This is a genomic window from Nocardia sienata NBRC 100364, assembly GCF_001613205.1.
GTDB classification, from domain to species: domain Bacteria; phylum Actinomycetota; class Actinomycetes; order Mycobacteriales; family Mycobacteriaceae; genus Nocardia; species Nocardia sienata.
Genome location: NZ_BDBX01000053.1, coordinates 1 through 22,725 on the forward strand (window position 1 = coordinate 1; position 22,725 = coordinate 22,725).

The window sequence follows — 22,725 nt, forward strand, 5'->3', positions numbered from 1 at the left end:
ATAGACACTGCACTATTCTGCTTCGCGTGGCGATATCCAAGGTCGAGCGCCTGATGAATCTGGTCATCGCGCTGCTGTCGACTCGGCAGTTCCTGACTGCGGAGCGTATTCGGGAGAGCGTCGCGGGCTACGAGGACTGTGCCAGCGACGAGGCGTTCAGCCGGATGTTCGAGCGGGACAAGAACGAACTCCGGGATCTGGGCATACCTCTCGAGGTGGGCCCCTCCGGCCGTTTCTCGACAGTGGAGGGCTACCGCATCAACCGGGACGCCTACGAGCTACCGGATATCGACCTGACCAGCGAGGAGTCGGCGGCGGTGGCGGTGGCCCTGCAGATGTGGGAGTCGCCTGAGCTGGCGGCGGCCGCGGCCGGGGCCCTGCTGAAATTGCGGGCGGGGGGTGTGCACGTGGAGACCGATACCGCGTTCGCGGCCATTCCGGCGGTGCCGGCGCGCACGCGCGGGTCCGAGCCGGTGCTGGGGAAGTTGCTCGCGGCGATCGATGCCGGGCAGGCGGTGCGGTTCGAGCATCGCGGCGCCAGTAACGCCCCGTATCTGATGCGGGATGTCGAACCGTGGGGGGTGGTGACGTGGCGGGGGCGCTGGTATCTGGTGGGCCACGATCGGGACCGGGACGCGGTGCGGACTTTCCGGTTGTCCCGGATCGGGGACGAGATCACCGCGTACGGGCCGCGCAACGTCGTGCATCCGCCCGAGGGGACGGATCTGCGCGAGATCGTGACCCGGGTGACCGGTAGTGTGCCGGTCACCGGGTCGGCGACCATCTGGGTGGCGCAGGGCCGGGGCCGGGATCTGCGCCGGATCGGCGAGGTGGTGGGTAGCCGGACCGTCGGTGACCGGCCGGGCAGTGTGCTCGCGGTGCCGATCCGGTCACAGAATTGGCTGGCCCGGTTGATCACCGGGTTGGGTGCCGATGCGCTGGTGCTCGAACCGGCGGAGTTGCGGGCCGATGTGGTGGCGCGGTTGCGTGCGGTGATCGACCGGACGGAGGTGGCGTTGTGAGCACCCGGTTGTCGGCGCGGCTGTCGCGGCTGTTGAACATGGTCCCGTATTTCGTGGCCAATCCGGGAATCAGCGCGGCCGAGGCCGCGGCCGATCTGGGCGTCACGACCAAGCAGTTGATGGCCGATCTGAATCAGCTGTGGATGTGCGGGCTGCCCGGCTACGGTCCCGGTGATCTGATCGATCTGTCCTTTTCCGAGGAGAGTGTCCAGGTCACGTTCACCGCGGGGATCGAGCGGCCGTTGCGGCTCACCTCGATCGAGGCGACAGCGGTGCTGGTGGCGCTGCGGTCGATCGTCGATCTGCCGGGCATGGTGGATCCGACCGCCGCGCATTCGGCCATCGCCAAGCTCGAGGCGGCGATCTCCGGGGCGGTGCCGGCCGGGGACGCGGGGGACCTCCCGGCCGGGGAACTACCCGCCGAGGCTCCGGCGGTGACCACGGTGCGGTCCGCGGTGGCGGCGCGCCGGGCGTTGCGGCTGGAGTACTACTCGGCGAGCCGCGATGTGGTGTCGGACCGGGTGGTCGATCCCATTCGGATCGTCGCCGTCGACGACAACAGCTATCTGCAGGCGTGGTGCCGAGAGGCCGAGGGCGTACGGCTGTTCCGGTTCGACCGCATCGAATCGGCGGCCGAACTCGACGAACCGGCCCACCCGCCGCGGGAAGCGCGCGATTCGGAGGCGGGGCTGGATCTGTTCCAGGACGATCCCGCGGTCCCGTTGGCGCGGCTGCTGATCGCCGCCGATCACGGCTGGGTACTGGACCAGTACCCGATGCACCGGGTGGCGGTGCACGCCGACGGGAGTATCGAGGCGACCATGCGTTTCGCCACACTGGATTGGATGGCGCGGTTGGCGCTCGGGTTCGGGTCCGGGGTGACCGTGCTGGGTCCGCCGGACCTGGTGGCGGCGGTCCGGGACCGCTCCGATGCCGCCCTGGCGGCGTATTCGGCCGCGGGGTTCGACGAGCCCGCCTGACAGCCCGCGGGCAGGCCCCGCGCCCGCGGGCACCCGACGTGGCGGTGAACAGCGATCTACCGGCGGGTGACGTGCGGGCCTCTGCCCCCGGTTGCGTTCGATGCGCCTGTCTGGGCAGGTAGCATCGGAAAGACCACAGTCTTGGGAGGTAACCACAATGGGCAGTCTGAGCATCTGGCACTGGCTGATCATCGCGGCGCTGTTCGTGGTGTTCTTCGGCGCGAAGCGGATGCCCGACGCGGCCCGCAGTCTCGGCCGGTCGCTGCGCATCTTCAAGAGCGAAGTGAGCGAGATGCACAACGACGGCAAGCCCGCGAGCACCGCGGCCGCGCAGCCCGCTCCGGAGCTGCCGGCCGGCCGCGAGGCGGCGCCGCAGGCCACGGAGACGCGGAGCGAGTCGAAAACGCTCTGAGCCCGTATTCGCGGGTCCGGGCACACCCGGACCCCGATACGACGCTGTCGACCCGGCGCTGCCGGCCGGGCCCTGACCGCATACCGGGCGGAGTATCGCCGGGGCATCGGACAGCGCCGCAGGCCGAGCGGAGCGAGGCACTCTGATACGAGGGCATCCACACACCATGCGAATTCCGTTCGACCCCCGGCACAGCAAGCGCCGGACCAATCCCGATGGCACCATGTCCCTGGTCGACCATCTGCGGGAGTTGCGCACCCGGCTGTTGATCTCGCTGGCGGCCGTGCTGGTCACCACGATCGTCGGTTTCCTGTGGTACGCGCATTCGTTCTTCGGGCTGGAGAGCCTCGGTGAGATCCTGCGCGGTCCGTACTGTTCGCTGCCCGATTCGGCGCGGGCCTCGCTGACTCCCGGCGGTGAGTGCCGCCTGCTGGCCACGGCTCCGTTCGAGCAGTTCATGCTCCGGTTGAAGGTCGGGCTGACCGCCGGCGTGGTGCTGGCGTGCCCGGTCTGGCTGTACCAGGCATGGGCGTTCATCACTCCGGGTCTGTATCCGAAGGAACGTAAGTACGCGGTCGGTTTCGTGGTGACCGGCTCGTTCCTGTTCGTCGGCGGCGCGGTGCTGGCCTACTGGGTCATCTCCCACGCGCTGAGTTTCCTGCTCAGTATCGGCGACAATGTGCAGATCACCGCGCTGAGCGGTTCCCAGTACTTCAGTTTCATCATCCAGCTGCTGATCATCTTCGGTGTCAGTTTCGAAACACCGTTGCTGATCGTGGGTCTGAACCTGATCGGGGTGCTGCCGTACGAGAAGCTGAAGGCCTGGCGGCGCGGCATCATCTTCGGTCTGTTCGTGTTCGCGGCGATCGTCACTCCGCAGGACCCGTTCTCCATGCTGGCGCTGGCGCTCGCGCTGACCGTGCTGTTCGAGTTCGCGGTGCAGTTCGCCCGGTTCAACGACCGGCGCCGGGCCCGGATCGAGGAGCAGCAGCTGGGCGCGCTCGACGACGAGGAGGCCTCGCGGATCGAGGCGCCGACCTCGGTCGATCCGGCCACGCCCATTCCGTCGGCCGATGCGGTGCCCGCCCCGGAGCGGACCGGTCGCCCGACCACGGACTATTCGGACACACTCTGACCGCTGCGGGCACCTCCCCGGAAATTATCGGCGCGACCGGTGTCGGATTCCTCGATTAGTCTCGGAGCCGTGACACCGAACGCGTCGCTGACCGCCGAACTGTCCCGGTTCGCCGCCCAGCTGACATTCGAGCTGGACCCCTTCCAGCGCCAGGCCTGTACCGCCCTCGAGGAGGGGCACGGGGTACTCGTCTGCGCGCCCACCGGCGCCGGGAAGACCGTCGTCGGCGAATTCGCGGTGCATCTGGCATTGGCATCGGGCGGGAAATGTTTCTACACCACGCCCATCAAGGCGCTGTCGAACCAGAAGTTCGCCGATCTCACCGAGCGGTACGGCCGCGAGCTGGTGGGTCTGCTCACCGGCGACCAGTCGATCAATCCCGATGCTCCGGTCGTGGTGATGACCACCGAGGTGCTGCGGAACATGATCTACGCCTCGTCCGACGCATTGCGCGCCCTGTCCCATGTGGTGATGGACGAGGTCCACTACCTGGCCGACCGGTTCCGTGGCGCGGTGTGGGAAGAGGTCATCCTGCACCTGCCGCCGGAAGTGCGGCTGGTGAGCCTGTCGGCCACGGTGTCCAATGCCGAGGAGTTCGGCGCCTGGATGGAGACCGTGCGCGGGAACACCGCCGTGGTGGTGGACGAGACCCGGCCGGTGCCGCTGTGGCAGCACGTGATGGTCGGGCGCCGCATGTTCGACCTGTTCGACAGCGAATCCTCCGACCAGCGGGTACTGGTCGATTCGGATCTGGTCCGCTACATCAAACAGCGGGAGAGCGCCGACCGGATGGAGGGCTGGGGAGGTCCACGCGGGCGGGGCGGCCCGCGACGGTTCTTCCGGCCGCTGCCCCGGCCCGAGGTACTGGCCCGGCTCGACGAAGAGGGCCTGCTGCCCGCGATCACCTTCATCTTCAGCCGGGCCGGCTGCGACGGCGCGCTGGCCCAGTGCCTGCGTTCCGGGCTGGATCTGGGCGGTGCGGCCGATCCCGAGGTCGTCGACGCGATCATCGACAAGCACACCGGCGAACTGCCGCGCGCCGATCTCGAGGTGCTCGGGTACTGGGAGTGGCGGGAGGCGCTGCACCGCGGCCTGGCCGCCCATCACGCCGGAATGCTGCCCGCCTTCCGGCACACCGTCGAGGAACTGTTCGTCAAAGGCCTGGTCCGAGCGGTGTTCGCCACCGAGACGCTGGCGCTGGGGATCAATATGCCCGCGCGCACCGTGGTGCTCGAACGGCTGGTCAAGTTCAATGGGGAAACCCACGCCGAACTGACCCCGGGGGAGTACACCCAGCTCACCGGGCGGGCCGGGCGGCGCGGTATCGATGTGGAGGGCCACGCGGTCGTGCTGTGGCAGCCCGAGGTCGATACCAGCGCGGTCGCCGGTCTGGCCTCCACCCGGACCTATCCGCTGCGCAGTTCCTTCAAACCCGGCTACAACATGTCGATCAACCTGATCGACCGGCTGGGCGCCGAAGAGGCGCGGCTGCTGCTCGAGCGTTCCTTCGCCCAGTTCCAGGCGGACCGCTCGGTGGTCGGGCTGGTCCGCGGTATCGAACGCAACGAGAGCCAGTTGCGTAAACTCGCCGCCCAGCTCGGCGGCGAGGACGGGGACTTCCTGGAGTACTTCGGTCTGCGGGAGCGAATCAAACAGCGTGAACGACAGCTCAACCAGCAGACCCGCACCGACCGGCGCACCGCCGGTATCGCCGCCCTGACCGAACTGCGCCGCGGCGATGTGGTCGCCATCGGCGCCGGGCGCCGGGCGGGGCTGGCCGTGATCCTGGAACCCGACGCCACCCCCGGTGATCCGCGTCCGCTGGTGCTCACCGAGGACAAATGGGCGGGCCGGGTCTCGGTCGCCGATTTCCCGGTGCCGGCGCAGCCGCTGGGCCGGATGCGGCTGCCGCGCCGGGTCGACCACCGCACCGCGCGGACCCGCCGCGATCTCGCCTCGGCCCTGCGCAGCACCGGGATCATCGCACCGCACCGTCCGCGCCGGGACAAACGTGCCGCGGGCGCCGACGACCCCGAACTGGGCGCTCTGCGCCGCGCGCTGCGGGCCCATCCAGCCCACACCCGGCCTGATCGGGAGCAGCTGGCCCGGGTCGGCGAGCGCTACAACCGGGTGGCACGGGAGACCGAGTCGATGCGGCAGAAGGTCGCGACGACCACCAATTCGCTGGCCCGCACCTTCGACCGGATCGTCGGGCTGCTCGAGGAACGCGGTTTCGTGCACCAGGGGGAGGTCACCGCGGACGGGCGGCGGCTGGCCCGTATCTACGCGGAAAGCGATCTGCTCGTGGTCGAATGCCTGCGGCAGGGACTGTGGCGTGGATTGGGCCCGGCCGAACTGGCGGCCGTGGTGTCGATTCTGGTGTACGAATCGCGTTCGGAGGGGGGCTATCTCGGCGCCGCCGGACCGACCGCGCCGATCCGCCGTGCGGTCGCCGACACCATCGCCGAGTGGTCACGGCTGCGCAACGACGAGTCCGAGCACCGGCTGGCTCCCAGCCGTGAACCCGATCTCGGGTTCGTGGGCGGTATCTACAAATGGGCTCGCGGTGACGCGCTGGCGGATTCGCTGCTGGCCAGTGGTGATCAGGGCACGCCGCTGTCGGCCGGTGATTTCGTGCGTTGGTGCCGGCAGGTGATCGATCTGCTCGATCAGATCCACACCACCGCAGACGATACCGAGGTCGCGGCGACCGCGGCCAAGGCCGTCCGGGCGATCCGGCGTGGTGTCGTCGCGGTGGACGCGGCATGAGAGAGTCAGGCCCGGACGCGGTAGCGGAGCGTAACGACGCAGGGCCCTCGCTCATGCTTCGGTAGTCACAGCGTGAGACCATCGATTGTGATTTGATTTCAACCGCACGCGGGGGGCTACCGTGTGTTGGACAATGCGAGTGGAGGCAACCAGATGAGCGGGCCGTACGGACCGAACGACGCCCCGGGCACCGGGGAGGGACGTAACGATCCCACCCAGGTCTGGGGTGGGCAGCAGCCGCCCGGCGCGGCGCCGCAGTGGGGGAACCAGTCGCCCGCACAGCCCCCGGTTCCCGACCCGCAGCAGGCGCAGCCCACCCAGCAGTGGGGTAGTGACCAGGGCGGACAGCAGTGGCAGCCGGCTCCGCCACCGCAGCAGCAGTGGAGCCAGCCGCAACCGCAACCCCAGCAGCCTCAGCCGCAGCAGTGGAACGACCCCAATCAGCAGCAGTGGGGGCAGCAGCCCCAGCAGCCCCAGCCGCAGTGGGGTGACCCGAATCAGCAGCAGCAGTGGGGTGACCCGAATCAGCAGCAGCCGCAGTGGAGTGATCCGAACCAGCAGCAGTGGGGACAGCAGCAGCCGCAGCAGCAGTGGGGTCAGCCGAATCAGCAGCAGTGGGGACAGCAGCCGCCGTCGTCGGGCGGTGGTAAGAAAACCGGCCTCATCATCGGCGGGGCGGTGCTGGCGGTGGTGCTCGTGGTCGGCGCCGTCGTCGGCATTCTGACCCTCACCGCAAAGGACCAGCTGGACCAGGCCGCCGTGCAGACGGGCGTGGCGAAAGTCCTGGCGGATTCCTACGGGATCGACGACGTCGAGGATGTCCAGTGCCCCGCGGGCCAGGAGGTCGCGGTGGATGCCACCTTCACCTGTGATCTGAAGGTCGGTGGCGAGGCCAAGAAGGTCAACATCAAGATCACCAAGGACGACGGCACCTACGAAGTCGGCCGCCCGAGCTGATCTTCTCGCCGGACGAACCCGCCGGACGCTGCCCTCCGGCGGGTTTTCGCTGTCATGGGCCGGTCAGGCGCAGTCGGCCAGCGCGGTGATCAACCGCTCGACCGGGCTCTGCGCGTTGTAGGCGCGGGCGAGTTCGCGTAGCGCGTCGATATCGGCCGGGATGGGATGCAGGGTATCGGGCCGCGACAGGATCACATCGGCGTCGCGCACCACGCGCACCACGGGCGCCGCCGCGTCGAGATAGTCGGCGGCCGTACGCAGTTTGGTCCGGATCCCTTGGGCCAGGTCGGCCGCGGGATCGTCTACCGCCGCCCGCAGCGCCTCGAGTGAACCGAACCTGCTGATCAGGGTGGCGGCGGTCTTCTCGCCGATCCCCGCGGCGCCCGGGAGCCCATCCGAGGAATCCCCGCGCAGTGTCGCCATATCCGCGTAGGCCGGACCCGCGTTCTGCTCCGGGACCCCGTATTTCGCCGCGACCTCCGCCGGCCCGAACAGTTCGGCCTTGGCCAGCCCGCGGCCCGCGTACAGCACCCGCACCGGCGGCTCGGGGGTATCGCGGACCAGTTGCAGCAGATCCCGGTCGCCGCTGACGACTATCACCGGGTCGGTGAGCTCGGTGGAGGCGAGGGTACCCAGCACATCGTCGGCTTCCAGGCCTTCCGCACCGCCCGTGGCGATACCGGCGCTGGCCAGCATCTCGAGGATCATGTCGACCTGCGGAGTGAGCCGGTCCGGTACTTCCTCGGCGCCCGGTGCGGCCGTGGCCGAGGTGTCGAGCCGATGGGCCTTGTAGGTGGGCACCAGATCCACTCTGAACTTCGGCCGCCAGTCCAGGTCCAGGCACACCACGAGCCGGGCGGGGCGATGCCTGGTGACGAGGGAGGCGACCATATCGGTGAACCCGCGCAGGGCGTTCACCGACCGGCCGTCGGACGCGGTGATCTTGTCCGGGATCGCGTAGAAGGCCCGGAACCACAGACTCGCGCCGTCCAGCAGCAGCAGGGGACGCGGCGTGGATTCGGTCGTAGTCACCCGGTGAATCTACAAGGACCCACCGACGTCTCCGATGTGCCGCCCCCCGGGTGCGAGGTAGGTTCGAGGTCATGAGCGCGCACACGGAGTCACGGTTCGCGGCGGAGGTCTACGGGCAGCGATTGGAGCGGGCGGTCCAGTTGATCCGCGACGCCCATCTCGACGCCCTGCTCATCACCCCTGGCCCGGACCTGCGGTACCTCATCGGATCGGCGGCCCAGTCGTTCGAACGGCTGACCTGTCTGGTGATCACCTCCGACAAGGCCACCCCGTCGGTGGTGATCCCCAAACTGGAGGTGTCGGCCCTGCAGGAGTCCGCAGTCGACGAACTCGGCCTGCGGGTCCTGGACTGGGTGGACGGGGTGGACCCGTATCAGCTGGTCCGGTCGGCGCTGCACATCGGCTCCCGCGTCGCGGTGGCCGATTCCATGCCCGCGCTACATCTGCTGCCGCTGGCGCACAGTTTCAGCGGGCTCCCGGTCTCGGCGACCCCGGTACTGCGGGAATTGCGCATGATCAAGGACGACGCCGAAATCGCGGCGCTGCGCCGGGCGGGCGCGGCCATCGACCGAGTACACGCCCGGATGGGGGAGTTCCTGCGGGTCGGGCGGACCGAGGCCGAGGTCGGCAAGGACATCACCGAGGCCATCGTGGCCGAGGGCCATACCGAGGCCGCGTTCGTGATCGTGGGCAGCGGGCCCAACGGCGCCAATCCGCATCATGAGGTGTCGGAGCGCCGGATCGAGGCCGGTGACGTGGTGGTGATCGATATCGGCGGCCCGGTGGAGCCCGGTTACTACTCCGACTCCACCCGGACCTATGTGCTGGGCGAACCCGATCCGGAGATCGCGGCGCGCTGTGCCGAACTGGAGCGCGCCCAGGCCGCCGCGGTGGCTTCCGTGCGACCCGGTGTCCGCGCCGAAGCCGTGGACGCGGCCGCCCGCGAACCGCTGGAAGCCGCCGGGTTCGGGCCCGCATTCGTCCACCGGACCGGGCACGGTATCGGCCTGTCGGTGCACGAGGAGCCCTATATCGTCGCGGGCAACGACCTGGAACTGCGCCCGGGGATGGCGTTCAGTATCGAACCCGGGATCTATTTCCCGGGGGAATGGGGCGCCCGGATCGAGGACATCGTGGTCGTCACCGAGGACGGCTGCGTGCCGATGAACGAGCGTCCGCACGGCCTCACCGTCCTACCGGCCGACAGCTAGCCGGCCCGGCGTTCAGGCCTCGCGCAACCGGACCCCGCACAGCACTCGCCGGACATCGATCGCCAGCACCACCCGGGTCGGGTTGTCCCGGGGCACCCGGTAGCGCTCGGCGTAACGCCGTTCGGCCTCCCGCACCGCTGCCGGGTCGTCGAGGACGGCCGCCGGACCCTCCAGGGTCAGCCACCGCGCACCGTCCACCTGGCCGACGGCGGCGTAACCCGAACGCCGCACATTACGGGCCTTCACCGAGGCGCCGTCGGTGATCACCCGGGCCAGACCGGCGACGGGGTCCCAGGTGAACCCCACCGGCACCATGTGCGGGGTGCCGTCGGCCCGCAGAGTCGTGAGGGTCGCCAGATGCCGTTCGGTGAGGAACTCGACGGCCGCCGGCGACAATTCGGCAGTACGCAGCGTCATGGATTGACCGTAGCGGGTCGCCGCGAGCGCCCGGTACGTCTCCCGGTTCCGCACACCGCCGCGTGTGGATGACAGACTGAGCGCATGGTTGTGCGTCGAACACGAGGGATCGACCCGGGCACGGTGCTGGTGCTGGGTGGACGCAGTGAGATCGGTCTGCAGGTGGCGCTGCGGCTCGCGCCCGGGCGGGCGGTGGTGCTGGCAGCGCGGCGCTGCGAGGATCTGGATGCCGAGACCGCGGCGCTCACCGCCGCCGGCGCGACCGCGGTGCATCCGGTGGAGTTCGACGCCGACGACACCGCGAGCCATCCCGCCCTGCTCGGCAAGATCGCCGCCGACTACGGGCCGATCGGGGTCGCGGTACTGGCTTTCGGGGTACTGGGCGAACAATCCCGCGCCGAGGCCGACCCCGCCCACGCGCTGGCGGTGGTGCACACCGACTACACCGCCCAGATCAGCGTGCTGACCGTTCTGGCCAACGAGATGCGGTCCCGGGGCAGCGGTCAGCTGGTGGTGTTCAGTTCGGTGGCCGGGGTCCGAGTGCGGCGGGCCAACTATGTCTACGGGTCGGCCAAAGCAGGATTGGACGGATTCGCCTCCGGGCTTGCCGACGCGCTGCACGGTAGCGGCGTGCATCTGCTGCTGGCACGGCCGGGCTTCGTGGTGGGCAGGATGACCGAGGGGATGAACCCGGCACCGTTGTCCAGCACACCGGACCAGGTCGCCGCCGCAGTGGTGACCGCGCTGAGCCGCCGCTCGGCGCGGGTGTGGATCCCGGGAATCCTGCGCCCGGTGTTCTTCGGGATGCGCCTGCTACCGCAGGCCGTCTGGCGGCGGCTGCCCCGGTGACCGCCGACCCCGCGCTCTCCTGGGCGGGGCCCCGGATTCCGGTGGTGGGTATCGGTGCCGACGGCTGGGCGGGGCTGCCCGACCGGTCCCGGCAGGTCCTGCGCGACTGCGCGGTGCTGTTCGGTTCGGCGCGGCAGCTGGCATTGCTCCCCGAGGAGGTGACCGCACGGCGGGAACCGTGGCCGTCGCCGCTGGTTCCCGCGCTGCCCGGGCTGTTGGCCGAGCATCGCGAAACCCGCCTCGGGGTACTCGCCAGCGGCGATCCCATGTTCTACGGCATCGGTGTCACCCTGGCTCGGCTGCTCGGGCCCGGCGCGCTGCGAGTTCTCCCGCAACCGTCGGCGGCCTCGCTGGCGTGTGCCCGGCTGGGCTGGCCGGTGGCCGAGGCGGGAACAGTCAGCGCGGTCGGCCGGCCGCTGGAGCGGTTGCTGCCCGAACTGGCCGACGGGCGGCGGCTCCTCGTACTGAGCGCCGATGCCGGCACCCCGCGGCAGATCGCGGAGTTGCTGCGGCGTAACGGGTTCGGCCCCTCCGCGCTGACCGTGCTGGAACAGCTGGGCGGGCCCGCCGAACGATTGGTGTCCGGGACCGCCGCCACCTGGCGGGAGCCCGCGGGCGATCCGCTCAATATCGTCGCCGTCACCGTGGCGGGCGAACCCGGACGCATCCGCCTCACCCGGCTGCCCGGCCTGCCCGACGCCGCCTACGGCGGGGACGGGCAACTCACCAAAGCCGAGATCCGGGCGCTCACGCTGGCGGCGCTCGCCCCCGGACCCGGGGAGACGCTGTGGGATATCGGTGGCGGTTCGGGCAGTATCGCCATCGAGTGGTGCCGCACCGATCCCGCCTGTCGGGCGATCACGTTCGAGGTCCTGGCGCGGCGCCGGGCGCAGATCGCCGCCAACGCCGTCGCGCTCGGCGTACCCGGTCTCGAGGTGCGTGGCGAGGCGGTGGCCGAACTCGCCGGGGACGCGGTGGCCGATGACCCCGACGCGATCTTCCTCGGTGGCGGACTCACCACGCCCGCGCTGTTCGAGCACTGCTGGTCCCGACTGCCATCCGGGGGCCGGCTGGTGGCGAACGCGGTGACCGCGGAATCGGAGGCGCTGCTGCTCGACTGGTCCGCGGCGCACGGCGGCGCCCTGCGCCGCTTCCAGGTCTACCGCGGGGAACCTCTGGGGCGCTTCACCACGTGGCGGCCCCAGCTGCCGGTGACCCAATGGTCGGTGGTGAAGGGCCGGACCGGAGGGAATTCCCGTATGTGACAACACGAATGGACGAATCGGGCATCGGGAGTAAGGTCACGGGGGTTCTAGCGCGGGTCACGCGGATTCGCGCGCGACGGGGAGATTCGATAGTGAAATACAAGAAGTTCGCCGCGACCGCGATCATGGCGGCCGCGGCCACCGGTATCGCCGCGGGCACGGGCTACGCGGCGCCCGCTCCGACGGCGCCCGCTGTCGAGCAACAAGAGAACGCGGTGGCGGAAGTCACCGGTCACGATCGTGGCGTCGACTACACCCTGGCGCTGGCCGAGTCCGGGAAGTCGCTGGTCACCACAGTTTCCGGCGGTGTGTTCAGCCTCGACACCGCCAACAACGCGGTGGTGCTGAGCAATGCCGCCGGGGAGCGCCTGACCGGTATCCCGCTCACCCAGGCCACCAACGGCCAAGTCGTCGCGGTCGCCGCCACCATCGACGAGGGCGACAGCCGGCTGACGCTGACCCCGCGGGCCACTCCGGTCGCGGGCGCGCCGTCGCAGGCGCAGTTCATCGGTGCCCAGCAGTGGTTCATGAGCGAACTGCAGGCGGCCTCGCTGGGTGCGGCCGTGGGCGCGGCCATCGGCGCGGCCATCGGCTTCCTCTTCCTGGGTGTCGGTTTCATCCCGGGCGCCATCATCGGCGCGGGTATCGGCCTCGCGGTCGCCGGCGGCCCGCCGCTGCTGGATTCGGCCATCGCCTACTTCAGCGGCCAGCCCTGAGAATTCTGCTGCTGGGCGGAACCGGGGAAGCCCGGGAACTCGCCCGGCTGCTCACCGGCGAGCGGGAACACGAGCTCGTGTCCTCGCTCGCCGGTCGGGTTTCCGAGCCGATCCGGCCCGCGGGTAAGGTGCGGATCGGCGGATTCGGCGGTGTCGACGGGCTGCGCGAATGGCTGGTGGACAATCGGATAGAAGTCGTCGTCGACGCCACCCATCCTTTCGCCGAGGTGATCACCGCCAATGCCGCGCAGGCCACCGCGCGGCTCGGACTTCCCATGATCCGGTTGAGCCGTCCGGGCTGGACCGCGGGCTCCGGCGATCGCTGGTACCGGGTCCCCGATCTGGCCGCCGCCGCGGACACCGCCGCCGGGCTGGGGGACCGGATCCTGCTCACCATCGGCCGTCAGGGGGTGGCGGCCTTCGTCGATCATGCGCGGCCCTGGTACCTCATCCGGGCCATCGACCCGCCCGTGGGCGCACTGCCCCCGCGGCACGAAATCCTCTTGGCCCGGGGACCTTTCACGATCGCCGACGAATCGGCACTGCTGACCCGGCACCGTATAGATGTCGTGGTCACCAAGGACAGCGGGGGTACGGCGACCGCCGCGAAGCTCACCGCCGCGCGCACCGCCGGCATTCCGGTGGTGGTTGTGGATCGGCCGCCCGTGCCCTTCGGCGTCACGGTGGTGGCCACGGTCGGCGAAGCGCGGGAAGTATTGTCCGCATGGGCCGCCGAGGGTCGCGGCGGGCGGCCGGGCGGAACGCGCTGAGTAATTCCGGGTCCCGTTCCGGGCGGTACCCGGCCCGGTCGGAATGCTTCGTGTGGCCGGCCGTTCCACCTCGCGCTCGACGATATCCGCCGGCCGATGCGGTGCAGCGGGTCCCCGCAGTCCCGTTCACCGCGTGGTTCGGTTTCCGATCACGGGTCGCTGCACGATCGGCAGCGCGCGTTCACGAGCCGAGTAGTTCGGGCAGCCGGTCGAACCAGTCCAGGACCGCGCGCTCGTATCCGATACCGAATTCCAGGGTGGCCCGGGTGTACGGGGACATCTCCGGACCTGTTGCCTCGGCGCGATAGCGGTCCAGACGTTCCTGGTGGACCTTGCGGGCGCTTTCGATGATCGAGGCCAGGTGCGCCGGTTCGAGGTGACCACCGAAATGCAGGGTGAGCAGCAGTGGGAACCGGATGGTCTCCGGGCTCGGGTCGCGCGCGATCCATTCGGCGAACGCGGCGCGGCCGGCGTCGGTGATGTGGTACGGCGTGCGCTCGCGGGCACCGGTTTCGCCCTTGACCACCAGGCCCGCCGAATCCATGGTGGCGAGTTCCCGATAGACCTGGCTCTGGGTGATGGTCCAGAAATCGCCGATGCAGTCCTGGGCCACTGTCACCAGATCCCAGCCCGACATCGGCCCCGCGTGCAGAAAACCCAGAAGTGAGGCGGCTGTGGAGTTCAGCGGTCGCTTCTGTTTGCCGTTCACCACGTCGTCCTTCCGGCCGGCACTATTCCATAGTGGAATGCTATCGGATGGTGCGGTTTCAAGCGTGGTAGCGCCGTGCGGTGTAGACCCGCGGTGCCCCGGCGCCGTCGACGACCGCGGTGGTGGAGGCGCCGATGATCAGCAGGGTTCGCATATCGACCTCGGCGGGCTCCAATCCGCCCAGCGTCACCACCCGCACCGATTCGCCCGGGCCTCCCACATCGCGGCCGAGAACCACCGGAGTGTCCGGCGCGCGGTGTGCGAGCAGGATGTCCTTCATCGCGCCCACCTGCCAGGTGCGCTTACTCGAGGCGGGGTTGTAGACGGCGATGGCCATATCGGCCGCGGCCACCGCCGCCAGGCGCCGGGCCACCACCTCCCACGGTTTCAGGCGATCGGACAGGGAGATCGTGGCGTAATCGTGCCCGAGCGGGGCGCCGACGCGGCTGGCGACCGCGTTCGCCGCCGTCATCCCGGGCAGGACCCGCACCGGAACCCCTGACCACTGTGGGTCCGCGGATTCCTCCAGGACGGCCGCGGCCATCGCGAAAACCCCCGGATCGCCCGAAGAGACCACAGCGACCCGGCCGCCGCGGCGGGCGAGGTCCAGGGCCATGGCAGCGCGTTCGGATTCGACCCGGTTGTCGCTGCTGTGGCGCCGCTGACCGGGGCGGGTCGGGACGCGGTCGATATAGGTGGTGTAGCCGACGAGGTCGGTGGCGGCGGCCAGCGCGGCGGAGACCTCCGGCGTGGTCCATCGCGTATCGCCCGGTCCCAGACCGACGACCACCACCTCGCCGACGCTCGCCGCGCCACCCGGTGCGGCGGTCTCGGCGGCCGGTGTGCTCGCCGCGCGGGTCACCGGCTCGGTGGCCGCCGGAGCCCGGCGGGCGGGGACCGGGGTGGTCGGTTCGGGACCCGGGACGATGGTGATCGCGAAATACGGAACCTGGGTGTCGTCCACTTCTCCGGCGGGGAGCACCCGTTCGCGTCCGGTGCTGGCCCGTTCGACGTAGTAGGCGCGGTCGAGGCGGCCCGAGTCGGCGAGAGCCTTGCGGACGGCCGGGTAGGTGCGGCCCAGTTTCATGATCGCGGCGGCCTCGCTGCCGGCGAGACGGCGGGTCAATTCGTCGGCGGGCAGGGTGGCGGGCAGCACCGTCAGTACCTGTTCACCCTCCACCAGCGGAGTGGCCAGTGCCGCCGACGCGGCGCTCACCGAGGTGATCCCGGGGATGATCTCCGCCTCGAACCGATCGGCCAGTCGCCGGTGCATATGCATATAGGAGCTGTAGAACAGTGGGTCACCGGCGGCCAGCAGTGCCACCGACCGGCCGGCCGCCAGATGCGCGGCCAGCCGTTCGGCCGCCGCGGCGTAGAACTCGTCGATCGCGCCCTGGTAGCCGCCGGGATGATCGGTGGTCTCGGTCGTGACGGGGTAGATCAGGTGTTCTTCGAGCTGGCCCGGCCGCATATACGGTTCCGCGATACCGCGCGAGATACTGCGGCCGTGCCGGGCACTGTGGAACGCGATCACATCGGCCTCGGCGATCACCCGGGCCGCCTTCACCGTCACGAGTTCCGGGTCGCCCGGGCCCAGCCCGACTCCCCACAGCTTTCCGGTAGCCACCGTCATTCCACTTCGCTCGCAATCGCATTCAGGGCGGAGGCGGTGATGGCGCTTCCGCCGCGCCGCCCACGCACCGTCAGATATTCCACGCCCGTGCTCGCGGCGAGCGCGTCCTTCGATTCGGCCGCGCCGACGAAGCCCACCGGGATACCGAGCACGGCGGCCGGTTTCGGGGCGCCCGCGGCAATCATGTCCAGCAGATGGAACAGCGCGGTCGGCGCATTGCCGATGGCCACCACCGCGCCGTCGAGCCGCTCCCGCCACAATTCCAGCGCCGCCGCCGACCGGGTGGTGGCGAGTTCGGCCGCCAGCTCCGGCACCCGGGGGTCACGCAGTAGGCACAGCACCTCGTTGTCCGCGGGCAGCCGGGTCCGGGTGACCCCCGAGGCCACCATGTTCGCATCGCACAGAATCGGCGCGCCGGCACGCAGCGCGGACCGCGCCGCGGACACCACCTGCGGGGTGAACAGCACGTCCCCGGCCAGGTCGACCTGGCCGCAACCGTGGATCATCCGCACCACGACCTGCGCGATATCGGCCGGGAACCGGTCCAGCTCGGCCTCGGCTCGGATGATCGCGAACGACCGGCGGTAGATCTCGGCCGCGTCGGTGACGTAGCTGGTGCGCGTGTCGGGCATGCGGACACCCTATGCCGGGCGCAGCGCAGTGGGCCGGTGCGGGTGGGCCTCGGCCACCGGGATACCCGGGTCACAGCGAGGCCGCCGCCCACCACTGGTCGATATCTCCTGCCCGGTGTGGTGCGGCCAGGAGATATCGACGATGACCTGGGGAGCGGGGGTCGCCGCGGTGGGGGCCCGGTCGCCACCGGGACGCAGGGTGAGCACGACGACCAGGACCGCCACCACGACCAGCCCCGCGGTCGCCCCGCCCGGCGCGGCGGTGAGGACGCGGCCGGCGGAAGCCGGTCGCGGGCCGGATGGTGGCGGCGGGGGCGCGTGGGTGGAGCTTCGGTGAAGATCCACCAGGATCTCGATCAGTCGATGCCTTCGACGATGCGGAAGTCGCGCTCGACACCGTCGGAGAGGGCGACCAGCGCCTCCTGGTAGGCCGCACTCTCGTGCGCCGCGACGGCCTGCTCGAAACTGTCGAACTCGATCAGGATTGTGCGCTCGGCGATTCCGGCGTCATGCGCCACGACCCGACCGCCACGGACTAGGACCCGACCGCCGCCGGCCGCGACGGCCGGACCGGCCAGCTTGTTGTAAGCAGCCAGCTTCTCAGGGTCTGAGATGGTGCGGTAGGCGCTGACCCAGTAGCCCTTTGGCATGGAACCTCCAGTGTCGGGATGAGTGCATGTGACTTACGGGTTGGTCTCGGATGAGCGCCGGCGGGCGAGAGCGAGGCTTGTCAGCGTCGTGATCGCCATGGCGACGATGCCGACCAGCGCCGCGGTGGTGTAGGCGCTGTGGTCGGGGAAGAGGTGGCCGGGGCCGGTGCCCGCGGCGAGGATCATGCCGCCGATGGCGCTGCCCAGGGAGTACCCGACGCTGCGGACGACGTAGTTGAAGCTCATGGCGCTCGACGTCTCGCTCTTGGCGGTGACGGCCAGGATGACGCCGGGCATCGCGGCCGAGAAGCCGCCGACGCCGAAGCCGAGCACGCCCATCGCCGCGAACAGTTCGGCCAGGTCCGACCGGGCCGCCGCGAACAGGGCGAACCCGCCGCCGACCACGACGGCGCTGCCGGCCAGGAGCAGCGGGTCGGCGATCCGCGTCCGGGCCCGCGGCGTGAGTTTGCCGGCGACGAACCCCAGCACCGAGAACGGGATGAGGACCAGTCCGGCGACGAAGGTCGTCAGCCCGAAGCCGTAGCCGGCGTCGGGTGGCGTCTGCGCGTACCGGGTGATGAGCGTGAGCAGGAGGTACATGCCGATTCCGCCGACGAACATGGCGAGGTTCGCCCCGGCAACCGCCGGGTGCCGCACGGCCCGCACATCGACCAGGGGCGTCGGGCTGCGCAGTTCGATGACGGCCCAGACACAGAGCAGCACCACCGCGACGACGGCGAGGCCCCCCGCCACGGCGAGGTGTCGGCTCCACAGATTCCGTTCGCCGGCGAGGAACAGCACCAGGAGCAGCGCAGCGGCCAGGATGACCGCGCCTGCCACGTCCACGTGGGCGGAGCGGCCTTCGGGGGCTTCGGGGATGGAGCGCCACGCGGTCAGGAGGGCGGCGGCGGTGACGGTCAGGCCGAGGCCGTAGGCGGCCCGTACCCCGCCGAGCTCGGCGAGCAGTGCGGCCAGCGGGTAGCCGACGCCGGCCCCGATGATCGAGACCACCGAGATCAGGGCGATCACGGCCGCGCTGCGCTCCTCGGGGAGGTGGTCCCGGGCCACGCCCATCATCAGCGCCGTCAGCCCGAGCCCGACGCCCTGGGCCGCCCTGCCGGCCAGCAGCCACGCGAACGGCAGCGGCAGCACGGTGAGCGCGCTGCCGGCGACGACGACCACCAGTGTGGCGAGGATCGTGGCCCGCCGATGCGGGCCGGCTCCGAGCCGGCCCAGGACCGGCGTGGCGACGGCGCCGCTGAGCAGCGCGATTGTCAGCGTCCACTGCGCGCTGCCGAGCGAGACGTGGAATGAGGTCGCCACGCTGGTGATGAGCGGCGCCCCGAGACTGGCGACCGCCGCCACGACCAGAGCGATGAACATCAGAGCGGGGACCAGCAGCCGCGCCTCGGAACGCGCCACCGAGAACGCCTTCACCGCGAACCCGCCGACCGGCTGCCCGGTCACTGCTTCGCTCCTTCGTGGTCCTGGCTTTCGAGCTCTGCCAGATGCTTCAGCGCCGGAAGGGCCGCCACCAGCGCCTCGACCTCGTCGCCGGTGAGCTCGCCGATCAACCGCTCGAACGCGTGGACACCCGCCTGGCGCCGTGTCCGGACATAGGAGGCGCCGGCCTCGGTCAGGCACACCAGCGTGACCCGCTTGTCGGACGCGTCGCCCCGCCGCTCGACCAAGCCGGACTTCTCCATCACTCGGACCAGGGCGGTCATCGCGGGCTGGGTGACGCCCTCGACCGCGGCCAGATCGGTGATGCGCCGCGGGCCGGTCCGGGCCAGAGTGGCCAGGGTGGCGGCCGACGTCAGGCTCATGTCCCGGGGCAGGCGTCTCGTGGCCCTGGTGGCCAGGCCGTAGAGGGCTGCCCCGATGGCGGCGGACGCGCCAGGAGCGGTGTCTTGACGACTCATGCCAAAAGCATAGCCTTTTTATATTCATACTTTATGAAAATGCCGCGGAAGCCAGTTGTTCCGCGGGTTCGCTGCCGGGGGTGCAGTGAAGGAGGTAATCGACCATGAGTTTGCGGGGCGCGTCGAGCACCTTCTTGTCGAGAAGACAACTCCCGTCCTTTGGCGGGTCGGTAGGTATCGACTTCCCTGAATTGCACGCTGGCCGGATCCCGTTTCGGCTTTCGCGGTGACCGGGGGACGCCGTGGTGTCAGCGGCAGCAGTTGGGGTCGAGGACGAGGCAGAGTGCGGCGAGGGCGTCGCGGTGGGCGCGGTGGATGACGTTCATGCCATGGCGTTCGGAGTTCACGAGTCCGGCTTTGCGGAGTTGGCCGAGGTGGTGGCTGACCGTGGATTCGGAGAGCCCGACGACGTCGGCGAGTTCGCCGCCGTTGCATCCGGTTTCCGGATTGGCCAGCAGCAGGGACATGAGTTTGACCCGGACCGGATCGGCCAGGGCTTTCAGCCGGAGCGCGACGTGCAGGGCCGCCTCGTCGTCGACCGGGCCGGCGGCCACGGGTGGGCAGCAGACCGGGGCGGTCATATCGATCACGGGCAGCGCTTTGGGCATGGAGTCCATCCTACCGACTATGTTGACTTATGTCGAAAAGGTGGCAGACTGGGGGCTCCAATACTTCGATATATGTCTCACAGGTGGTGGTGATGATGTCACGTGTTCAGCTCGCACTCAACGTCGACGATCTGGGGCAGGCGGTCGAGTTCTACTCGACGCTCTTCGGTGTGGAGCCGGCGAAGCGCAAGCCCGGCTACGCGAATTTCGCGGTCGCCGAGCCGCCGCTGAAGCTGGTCCTGATCGAGAACCCGGGCCGGGGCGGCAGTATCAACCATCTCGGGGTGGAGGTGGAGTCCTCGGAGAAGGTGCAGGCCGAGATCGCGCGCTTGTCGCAGGCGGGTCTGTTCACCGACGAGCAGATCGCGACGACCTGTTGTTTCGCCACCCAGGACAAGGTGTGGGTGACCGGTCCCGGTGAGGAGCGGTGGGAGGTCTACACCGTGCTGGCCGATACCGAGCATTTCGGCACCGACCCCCGGTTCGCGGGGAAGAACGAGGGGGAGGCGGTGCAGGCGTGCTGCGGTACCGACGGCCGCGGTGAGGCCGCACCCGAGGAGGAGGCAGGGTCGACGGTGGCGTGCTGTGCGCCGGCCGCCGCCGCTCAGTAGGGCCGGGGTATCGGAGTGGTGGATGTGGGGGCCGCGCCCGCGGCAGTGGCTGGGTTGTCGCGGGCGGGGCGCCGCCGGGTGTTGGCGGTGCTGTGCCTGACCCAGACAACCGGCTGGGGGATCTTGTATTACGCGTTTCCGGTGCTCTCGGTGTCGATCACCGCGGGTACGGGGTGGTCGGCGCCGGTGATCACCGCCGCGTTCTCCCTCGGCCAGCTCGCGACCGCGCTTACCGGGATCCCGGTCGGGGCGATCATCGACCGGGCCGGGCCGCGGCGGGTGATGACCGCCGGGTCGATTCTCGGGGCCCTTGCGCTGCTTGCGGTCGCGGCCGCACCGAACCTGGCCGTGTTCTACCTCGGTTGGATCGCGGCGGGGGTGGCGATGGGGGCGGTGTTGTATCCGCCGGCGTTCGCGGCGTTGACCCGCTGGTGGGGGCCGCAGAGCGTGACCGCGCTGATGGTCCTGACCCTGGCCGGTGGTTTGGCGTCCACGGTGTTCGCGCCGTTGACCGCTGCTTTGGATGCGCACTCGGATTGGCGGGCGACCTATCTCGTCCTGGCCGCGGTGCTGGCGGTGGTGACGGTGCCGGCGCATTGGTTCGGGTTGCGGGCGCTGTGGCCGGACCCTCCGGCGCCGGTGTCGGCGGCGCACGCCGACCACACGCGGATTGCGCGCAGCCCGCGCTTCGCCGCGCTGGTGGGGACCCTCTGTCTGGCGGCGTTCGCGAGCTTCGCCGGCATCTTCAACCTCGTCGCGCTGCTGCAGGAGCAGGGCTTCGGCCCGGGTTTGGCCGCGACCGCGCTCGGGCTGGGTGGTGCAGGGCAGGTGCTGGGACGGATCGGGTATCTGCCCTTGGCCCGCTACACCGGGGTCACCGCCCGCACCGTGCTGGTCCTGGTCGCCCTCGCCGCCTCGACGACCCTGCTCGGGGTGGTGTCGGCGGTGATCGTGTTGATCGCGGTTGCGATCGGCGCCGGGCTGGTTCGCGGGATCTTCACGCTGGTGCAGGCCACCGCGATCACCGACCGGTGGGGCGCCACTCATTACGGGCGGCTCAACGGGTTGCTGTCGGCACCGGTGGTGGTCGTGTCCGCGCTGGCGCCGTGGGCGGGCACGGTGCTGTCGGCGTGGACCGGCAGCTACGCCCACGCCTATCTCGTCCTCGGTGCGGTCGCTGCTGTCGCCGCACTCACCGCGACCCTGACCACGGTCGATAGTTCGAAGAAAGAGACCTTGTGACAACCGAACACGCATACGACGCGGTGGTCATCGGCGGCGGCCAATCCGGCCTGGCCGCCGCCCACCACCTCACCGGCCAGGGCCTGAACACCGCGGTCCTGGAAGCCTCTGGGGAGGCGACCGGGTCGTGGCCGCGCTATTACGACAGCCTGACTCTGTTCTCCCCGGCCCGCTACAGCAGCCTGCCCGGGCGCCGGTTTCCCGGTGATCCGGACCGGTACCCGCACCGCGACGAGGTGATCGACTACCTGCGCACCTACGCCGCGGGCGTGGACGCCGACATCCACACCAGCACGCCGGCCGAGACTGTCACCACCGGCGACAGTGGTGAATTCACCGTAACCACGGGATCTGGGACGGTGTTCACCGCGCCGCGGGTGATCGCGGCGACCGGGTCCTTCGGTTCCCCGTTCCTGCCCGCTGTGCCCTGGCAGGACCAGTTCGCGGGCCAGGTCCTGCACGCGAGCCAGTACCGCAACCCGGGCGAGTTCGCGGGCCGGCGGGTGATCGTGGTGGGGGCGGGGAACTCGGCGGTGCAGATCGCTGCCGAGCTCGCCGAGCACGCGCAGGTGGTGCTGGCCAGTAGGGCGCCGGTGAAGTTCGTGCCGCAGCGGCCGCTGGGCCGGGATGTGCATTTCTGGTTCACCGTCACCGGGTTCGATGCCGCCCCGCTGGGCCGGATCGTGAAACAGGCGCCGACGCAGCCGGTGCTCGACGAAGGCCGCTACCGCGCCGCGCTCGCGGCGGGGAAGCCGGAGCGGCGGGAGATGTTCACCGCGTTCACACCGGAGGGTGTGGTGTGGCCCGACGGGCCTCGGACCTCGGTGGATGCGGTCATCTTTGCCACCGGGTACCGCCCGCACCTCCCGTATCTAACCGGCACCGGGGCGCTGACCGAGACCGGGGTCCCGCGGCAGCGTCAAGGCCTGTCGCTCACCCACCCGGGGCTGGGGTTTCTGGGGTTGGAGTGGCAGCGGACCCCGTCGTCGAACTCGCTGCGTGGGGTCGGCCGGGATGCGGCCTATCTGGTGCGGCGTCTGCGGCCGGCGACGGCGCGGCAGCGGGCGCACGCGCGATGATCACCGCCTCGGTGGGCACGGTCGCCGCCGACCGGCTCACCGAAGCACTGCCGGACCCGGCACGCAAAACCCTGCCGGGGCAAGGCCATCACGTCGACCCCGGC

Annotated in this window: 24 protein-coding genes; 14 read left to right on the forward strand and 10 right to left on the reverse strand. The window is 70.2% G+C overall.

Annotated features, from left to right (window positions below):
- The first annotated feature begins 26 nt into the window (after nucleotides 1-26).
- The 6 genes from NS4_RS25600 to NS4_RS25625 all read left to right on the forward strand — a co-directional run bounded on the left by NS4_RS25600 (nucleotide 27) and on the right by NS4_RS25625 (nucleotide 7,275).
- Entirely contained in the window at nucleotides 27-1,022 is a 996-nt protein-coding gene (locus NS4_RS25600) for a helix-turn-helix transcriptional regulator (protein WP_157106239.1), read from the forward strand.
- Nucleotides 1,019-2,002, forward strand: coding sequence for a helix-turn-helix transcriptional regulator (locus NS4_RS25605; protein WP_063062056.1), 984 nt, complete (start codon nucleotides 1,019-1,021; stop codon nucleotides 2,000-2,002). Before NS4_RS25600 ends, NS4_RS25605 begins: the two co-directional genes overlap by 4 nt.
- 157 nt (nucleotides 2,003-2,159) lie before the next feature.
- A complete protein-coding gene (gene tatA / locus NS4_RS25610; protein ID WP_063062057.1) occupies nucleotides 2,160-2,414 on the forward strand; it encodes a Sec-independent protein translocase subunit TatA in 255 nt (84 codons plus the stop codon).
- 166 nt (nucleotides 2,415-2,580) lie between these two features.
- Nucleotides 2,581-3,549 (forward strand): twin-arginine translocase subunit TatC, encoded by a 969-nt coding sequence (gene tatC / locus NS4_RS25615; protein ID WP_063062058.1) that lies wholly within the window; start codon nucleotides 2,581-2,583, stop codon nucleotides 3,547-3,549.
- A 69-nt stretch (nucleotides 3,550-3,618) separates the two neighbouring features.
- Nucleotides 3,619-6,318 carry a DEAD/DEAH box helicase gene (locus tag NS4_RS25620; RefSeq protein ID WP_063062059.1) on the forward strand — a complete coding sequence of 900 codons (2,700 nt, stop codon included), beginning with the start codon at nucleotides 3,619-3,621 and terminating at the stop codon, nucleotides 6,316-6,318.
- A 153-nt stretch (nucleotides 6,319-6,471) separates the two neighbouring features.
- Nucleotides 6,472-7,275 carry a DUF4333 domain-containing protein gene (locus NS4_RS25625; RefSeq protein ID WP_063062126.1) on the forward strand — a complete coding sequence of 268 codons (804 nt, stop codon included), beginning with the start codon at nucleotides 6,472-6,474 and terminating at the stop codon, nucleotides 7,273-7,275.
- Nucleotides 7,276-7,338: 63 nt separating this feature from the next.
- Here the strand turns inward: NS4_RS25625 and NS4_RS25630 are convergent, their stop codons facing one another.
- Nucleotides 7,339-8,307 carry a 5'-3' exonuclease gene (locus tag NS4_RS25630; RefSeq protein ID WP_063062060.1) on the reverse strand — a complete coding sequence of 323 codons (969 nt, stop codon included), beginning with the start codon at nucleotides 8,305-8,307 and terminating at the stop codon, nucleotides 7,339-7,341.
- Between the two features lie 71 nt (nucleotides 8,308-8,378).
- Here NS4_RS25630 and NS4_RS25635 point away from each other — a divergent pair, with 71 nt between their 5' ends.
- Complete coding sequence (locus tag NS4_RS25635; protein WP_063062061.1) at nucleotides 8,379-9,518, forward strand: M24 family metallopeptidase; 1,140 nt, start codon at nucleotides 8,379-8,381, stop codon at nucleotides 9,516-9,518.
- Between the two features lie 12 nt (nucleotides 9,519-9,530).
- Here NS4_RS25635 and NS4_RS25640 read toward each other — a convergent pair whose 3' ends face one another.
- Nucleotides 9,531-9,935 carry a PPOX class F420-dependent oxidoreductase gene (locus tag NS4_RS25640; protein WP_063062062.1) on the reverse strand — a complete coding sequence of 135 codons (405 nt, stop codon included), beginning with the start codon at nucleotides 9,933-9,935 and terminating at the stop codon, nucleotides 9,531-9,533.
- Between the two features lie 84 nt (nucleotides 9,936-10,019).
- On the opposite strand from NS4_RS25640, the gene dprE2 reads away from it, so the two are divergent.
- From dprE2 to NS4_RS25660, 4 genes are all read left to right on the forward strand, one after another.
- Nucleotides 10,020-10,784: a decaprenylphospho-beta-D-erythro-pentofuranosid-2-ulose 2-reductase gene (dprE2, locus tag NS4_RS25645; protein WP_063062063.1), complete on the forward strand. Its 765-nt coding sequence runs from the start codon at nucleotides 10,020-10,022 to the stop codon at nucleotides 10,782-10,784.
- Entirely contained in the window at nucleotides 10,781-12,049 is a 1,269-nt protein-coding gene (locus tag NS4_RS25650; protein WP_063062064.1) for a bifunctional cobalt-precorrin-7 (C(5))-methyltransferase/cobalt-precorrin-6B (C(15))-methyltransferase, read from the forward strand. The genes dprE2 and NS4_RS25650 overlap by 4 nt, the downstream gene beginning before the upstream one ends.
- A gap of 92 nt (nucleotides 12,050-12,141) precedes the next feature.
- Nucleotides 12,142-12,765, forward strand: coding sequence for a DUF8020 domain-containing protein (locus tag NS4_RS25655; RefSeq protein WP_063062065.1), 624 nt, complete (start codon nucleotides 12,142-12,144; stop codon nucleotides 12,763-12,765).
- Nucleotides 12,762-13,535: a cobalt-precorrin-6A reductase gene (locus tag NS4_RS25660; RefSeq protein WP_063062127.1), complete on the forward strand. Its 774-nt coding sequence runs from the start codon at nucleotides 12,762-12,764 to the stop codon at nucleotides 13,533-13,535. Before NS4_RS25655 ends, NS4_RS25660 begins: the two co-directional genes overlap by 4 nt.
- Nucleotides 13,536-13,716: 181 nt before the next feature.
- Here NS4_RS25660 and NS4_RS25665 read toward each other — a convergent pair whose 3' ends face one another.
- The 8 genes from NS4_RS25665 to NS4_RS25700 form a co-directional block, all read right to left on the reverse strand.
- A complete protein-coding gene (locus tag NS4_RS25665; RefSeq protein ID WP_157106246.1) occupies nucleotides 13,717-14,172 on the reverse strand; it encodes a PadR family transcriptional regulator in 456 nt (151 codons plus the stop codon).
- Nucleotides 14,173-14,302: 130 nt separating this feature from the next.
- Nucleotides 14,303-15,877, reverse strand: a complete 1,575-nt coding sequence (locus NS4_RS25670) for a precorrin-2 C(20)-methyltransferase (RefSeq protein ID WP_063062066.1) — start codon at nucleotides 15,875-15,877, stop codon at nucleotides 14,303-14,305.
- Nucleotides 15,874-16,509 carry a precorrin-8X methylmutase gene (locus NS4_RS25675; RefSeq protein WP_063062067.1) on the reverse strand — a complete coding sequence of 212 codons (636 nt, stop codon included), beginning with the start codon at nucleotides 16,507-16,509 and terminating at the stop codon, nucleotides 15,874-15,876. The genes NS4_RS25670 and NS4_RS25675 overlap by 4 nt, the downstream gene beginning before the upstream one ends.
- 9 nt (nucleotides 16,510-16,518) lie before the next feature.
- Nucleotides 16,519-16,854 carry a hypothetical protein gene (locus NS4_RS25680; RefSeq protein WP_063062068.1) on the reverse strand — a complete coding sequence of 112 codons (336 nt, stop codon included), beginning with the start codon at nucleotides 16,852-16,854 and terminating at the stop codon, nucleotides 16,519-16,521.
- A gap of 11 nt (nucleotides 16,855-16,865) precedes the next feature.
- A complete protein-coding gene (locus NS4_RS25685; RefSeq protein WP_063062069.1) occupies nucleotides 16,866-17,159 on the reverse strand; it encodes a DUF1330 domain-containing protein in 294 nt (97 codons plus the stop codon).
- A 33-nt stretch (nucleotides 17,160-17,192) separates the two neighbouring features.
- Entirely contained in the window at nucleotides 17,193-18,626 is a 1,434-nt protein-coding gene (locus NS4_RS25690) for an MFS transporter (protein WP_063062070.1), read from the reverse strand.
- Nucleotides 18,623-19,081, reverse strand: coding sequence for a MarR family winged helix-turn-helix transcriptional regulator (locus NS4_RS25695; protein ID WP_245665716.1), 459 nt, complete (start codon nucleotides 19,079-19,081; stop codon nucleotides 18,623-18,625). Before NS4_RS25695 ends, NS4_RS25690 begins: the two co-directional genes overlap by 4 nt.
- A 248-nt stretch (nucleotides 19,082-19,329) precedes the next feature.
- Nucleotides 19,330-19,689: an Rv2640c family ArsR-like transcriptional regulator gene (locus NS4_RS25700; RefSeq protein WP_063062129.1), complete on the reverse strand. Its 360-nt coding sequence runs from the start codon at nucleotides 19,687-19,689 to the stop codon at nucleotides 19,330-19,332.
- A 95-nt stretch (nucleotides 19,690-19,784) separates the two neighbouring features.
- On the opposite strand from NS4_RS25700, the gene NS4_RS25705 reads away from it, so the two are divergent.
- The 3 genes from NS4_RS25705 to NS4_RS25715 are packed head-to-tail and all read left to right on the forward strand — an operon-like array spanning nucleotide 19,785 to nucleotide 22,621.
- Complete coding sequence (locus tag NS4_RS25705; RefSeq protein WP_063062130.1) at nucleotides 19,785-20,300, forward strand: ArsI/CadI family heavy metal resistance metalloenzyme; 516 nt, start codon at nucleotides 19,785-19,787, stop codon at nucleotides 20,298-20,300.
- A 15-nt stretch (nucleotides 20,301-20,315) separates the two neighbouring features.
- Nucleotides 20,316-21,542 carry an MFS transporter gene (locus NS4_RS25710; RefSeq protein WP_245665718.1) on the forward strand — a complete coding sequence of 409 codons (1,227 nt, stop codon included), beginning with the start codon at nucleotides 20,316-20,318 and terminating at the stop codon, nucleotides 21,540-21,542.
- Nucleotides 21,539-22,621, forward strand: a complete 1,083-nt coding sequence (locus NS4_RS25715) for a flavin-containing monooxygenase (protein ID WP_063062072.1) — start codon at nucleotides 21,539-21,541, stop codon at nucleotides 22,619-22,621. The genes NS4_RS25710 and NS4_RS25715 overlap by 4 nt, the downstream gene beginning before the upstream one ends.
- Nucleotides 22,622-22,725 lie beyond the last annotated feature (104 nt).

What these genes read in the sequence shown, in the direction of transcription:
- NS4_RS25635 (WP_063062061.1), top strand. Translation starts at nt 8,379, where the DNA reads ATGAGCGCGCACACGGAGTCACGGTTCGCGGCGGAGGTCTACGGGCAG.
- tatC (WP_063062058.1), top strand. Translation starts at nt 2,581, where the DNA reads ATGCGAATTCCGTTCGACCCCCGGCACAGCAAGCGCCGGACCAATCCC.
- NS4_RS25625 (WP_063062126.1), top strand. Translation starts at nt 6,472, where the DNA reads ATGAGCGGGCCGTACGGACCGAACGACGCCCCGGGCACCGGGGAGGGA.
- NS4_RS25705 (WP_063062130.1), top strand. Translation starts at nt 19,785, where the DNA reads ATGTCACGTGTTCAGCTCGCACTCAACGTCGACGATCTGGGGCAGGCG.
- NS4_RS25700 (WP_063062129.1), bottom strand. Translation starts at nt 19,689, where the DNA reads ATGCCCAAAGCGCTGCCCGTGATCGATATGACCGCCCCGGTCTGCTGC.
- NS4_RS25685 (WP_063062069.1), bottom strand. Translation starts at nt 17,159, where the DNA reads ATGCCAAAGGGCTACTGGGTCAGCGCCTACCGCACCATCTCAGACCCT.
- NS4_RS25665 (WP_157106246.1), bottom strand. Translation starts at nt 14,172, where the DNA reads ATGTCGGGCTGGGATCTGGTGACAGTGGCCCAGGACTGCATCGGCGAT.
- NS4_RS25670 (WP_063062066.1), bottom strand. Translation starts at nt 15,877, where the DNA reads ATGACGGTGGCTACCGGAAAGCTGTGGGGAGTCGGGCTGGGCCCGGGC.
- NS4_RS25695 (WP_245665716.1), bottom strand. Translation starts at nt 19,081, where the DNA reads ATGAGTCGTCAAGACACCGCTCCTGGCGCGTCCGCCGCCATCGGGGCA.
- dprE2 (WP_063062063.1), top strand. Translation starts at nt 10,020, where the DNA reads ATGGTTGTGCGTCGAACACGAGGGATCGACCCGGGCACGGTGCTGGTG.
- tatA (WP_063062057.1), top strand. Translation starts at nt 2,160, where the DNA reads ATGGGCAGTCTGAGCATCTGGCACTGGCTGATCATCGCGGCGCTGTTC.
- NS4_RS25675 (WP_063062067.1), bottom strand. Translation starts at nt 16,509, where the DNA reads ATGCCCGACACGCGCACCAGCTACGTCACCGACGCGGCCGAGATCTAC.
- NS4_RS25640 (WP_063062062.1), bottom strand. Translation starts at nt 9,935, where the DNA reads ATGACGCTGCGTACTGCCGAATTGTCGCCGGCGGCCGTCGAGTTCCTC.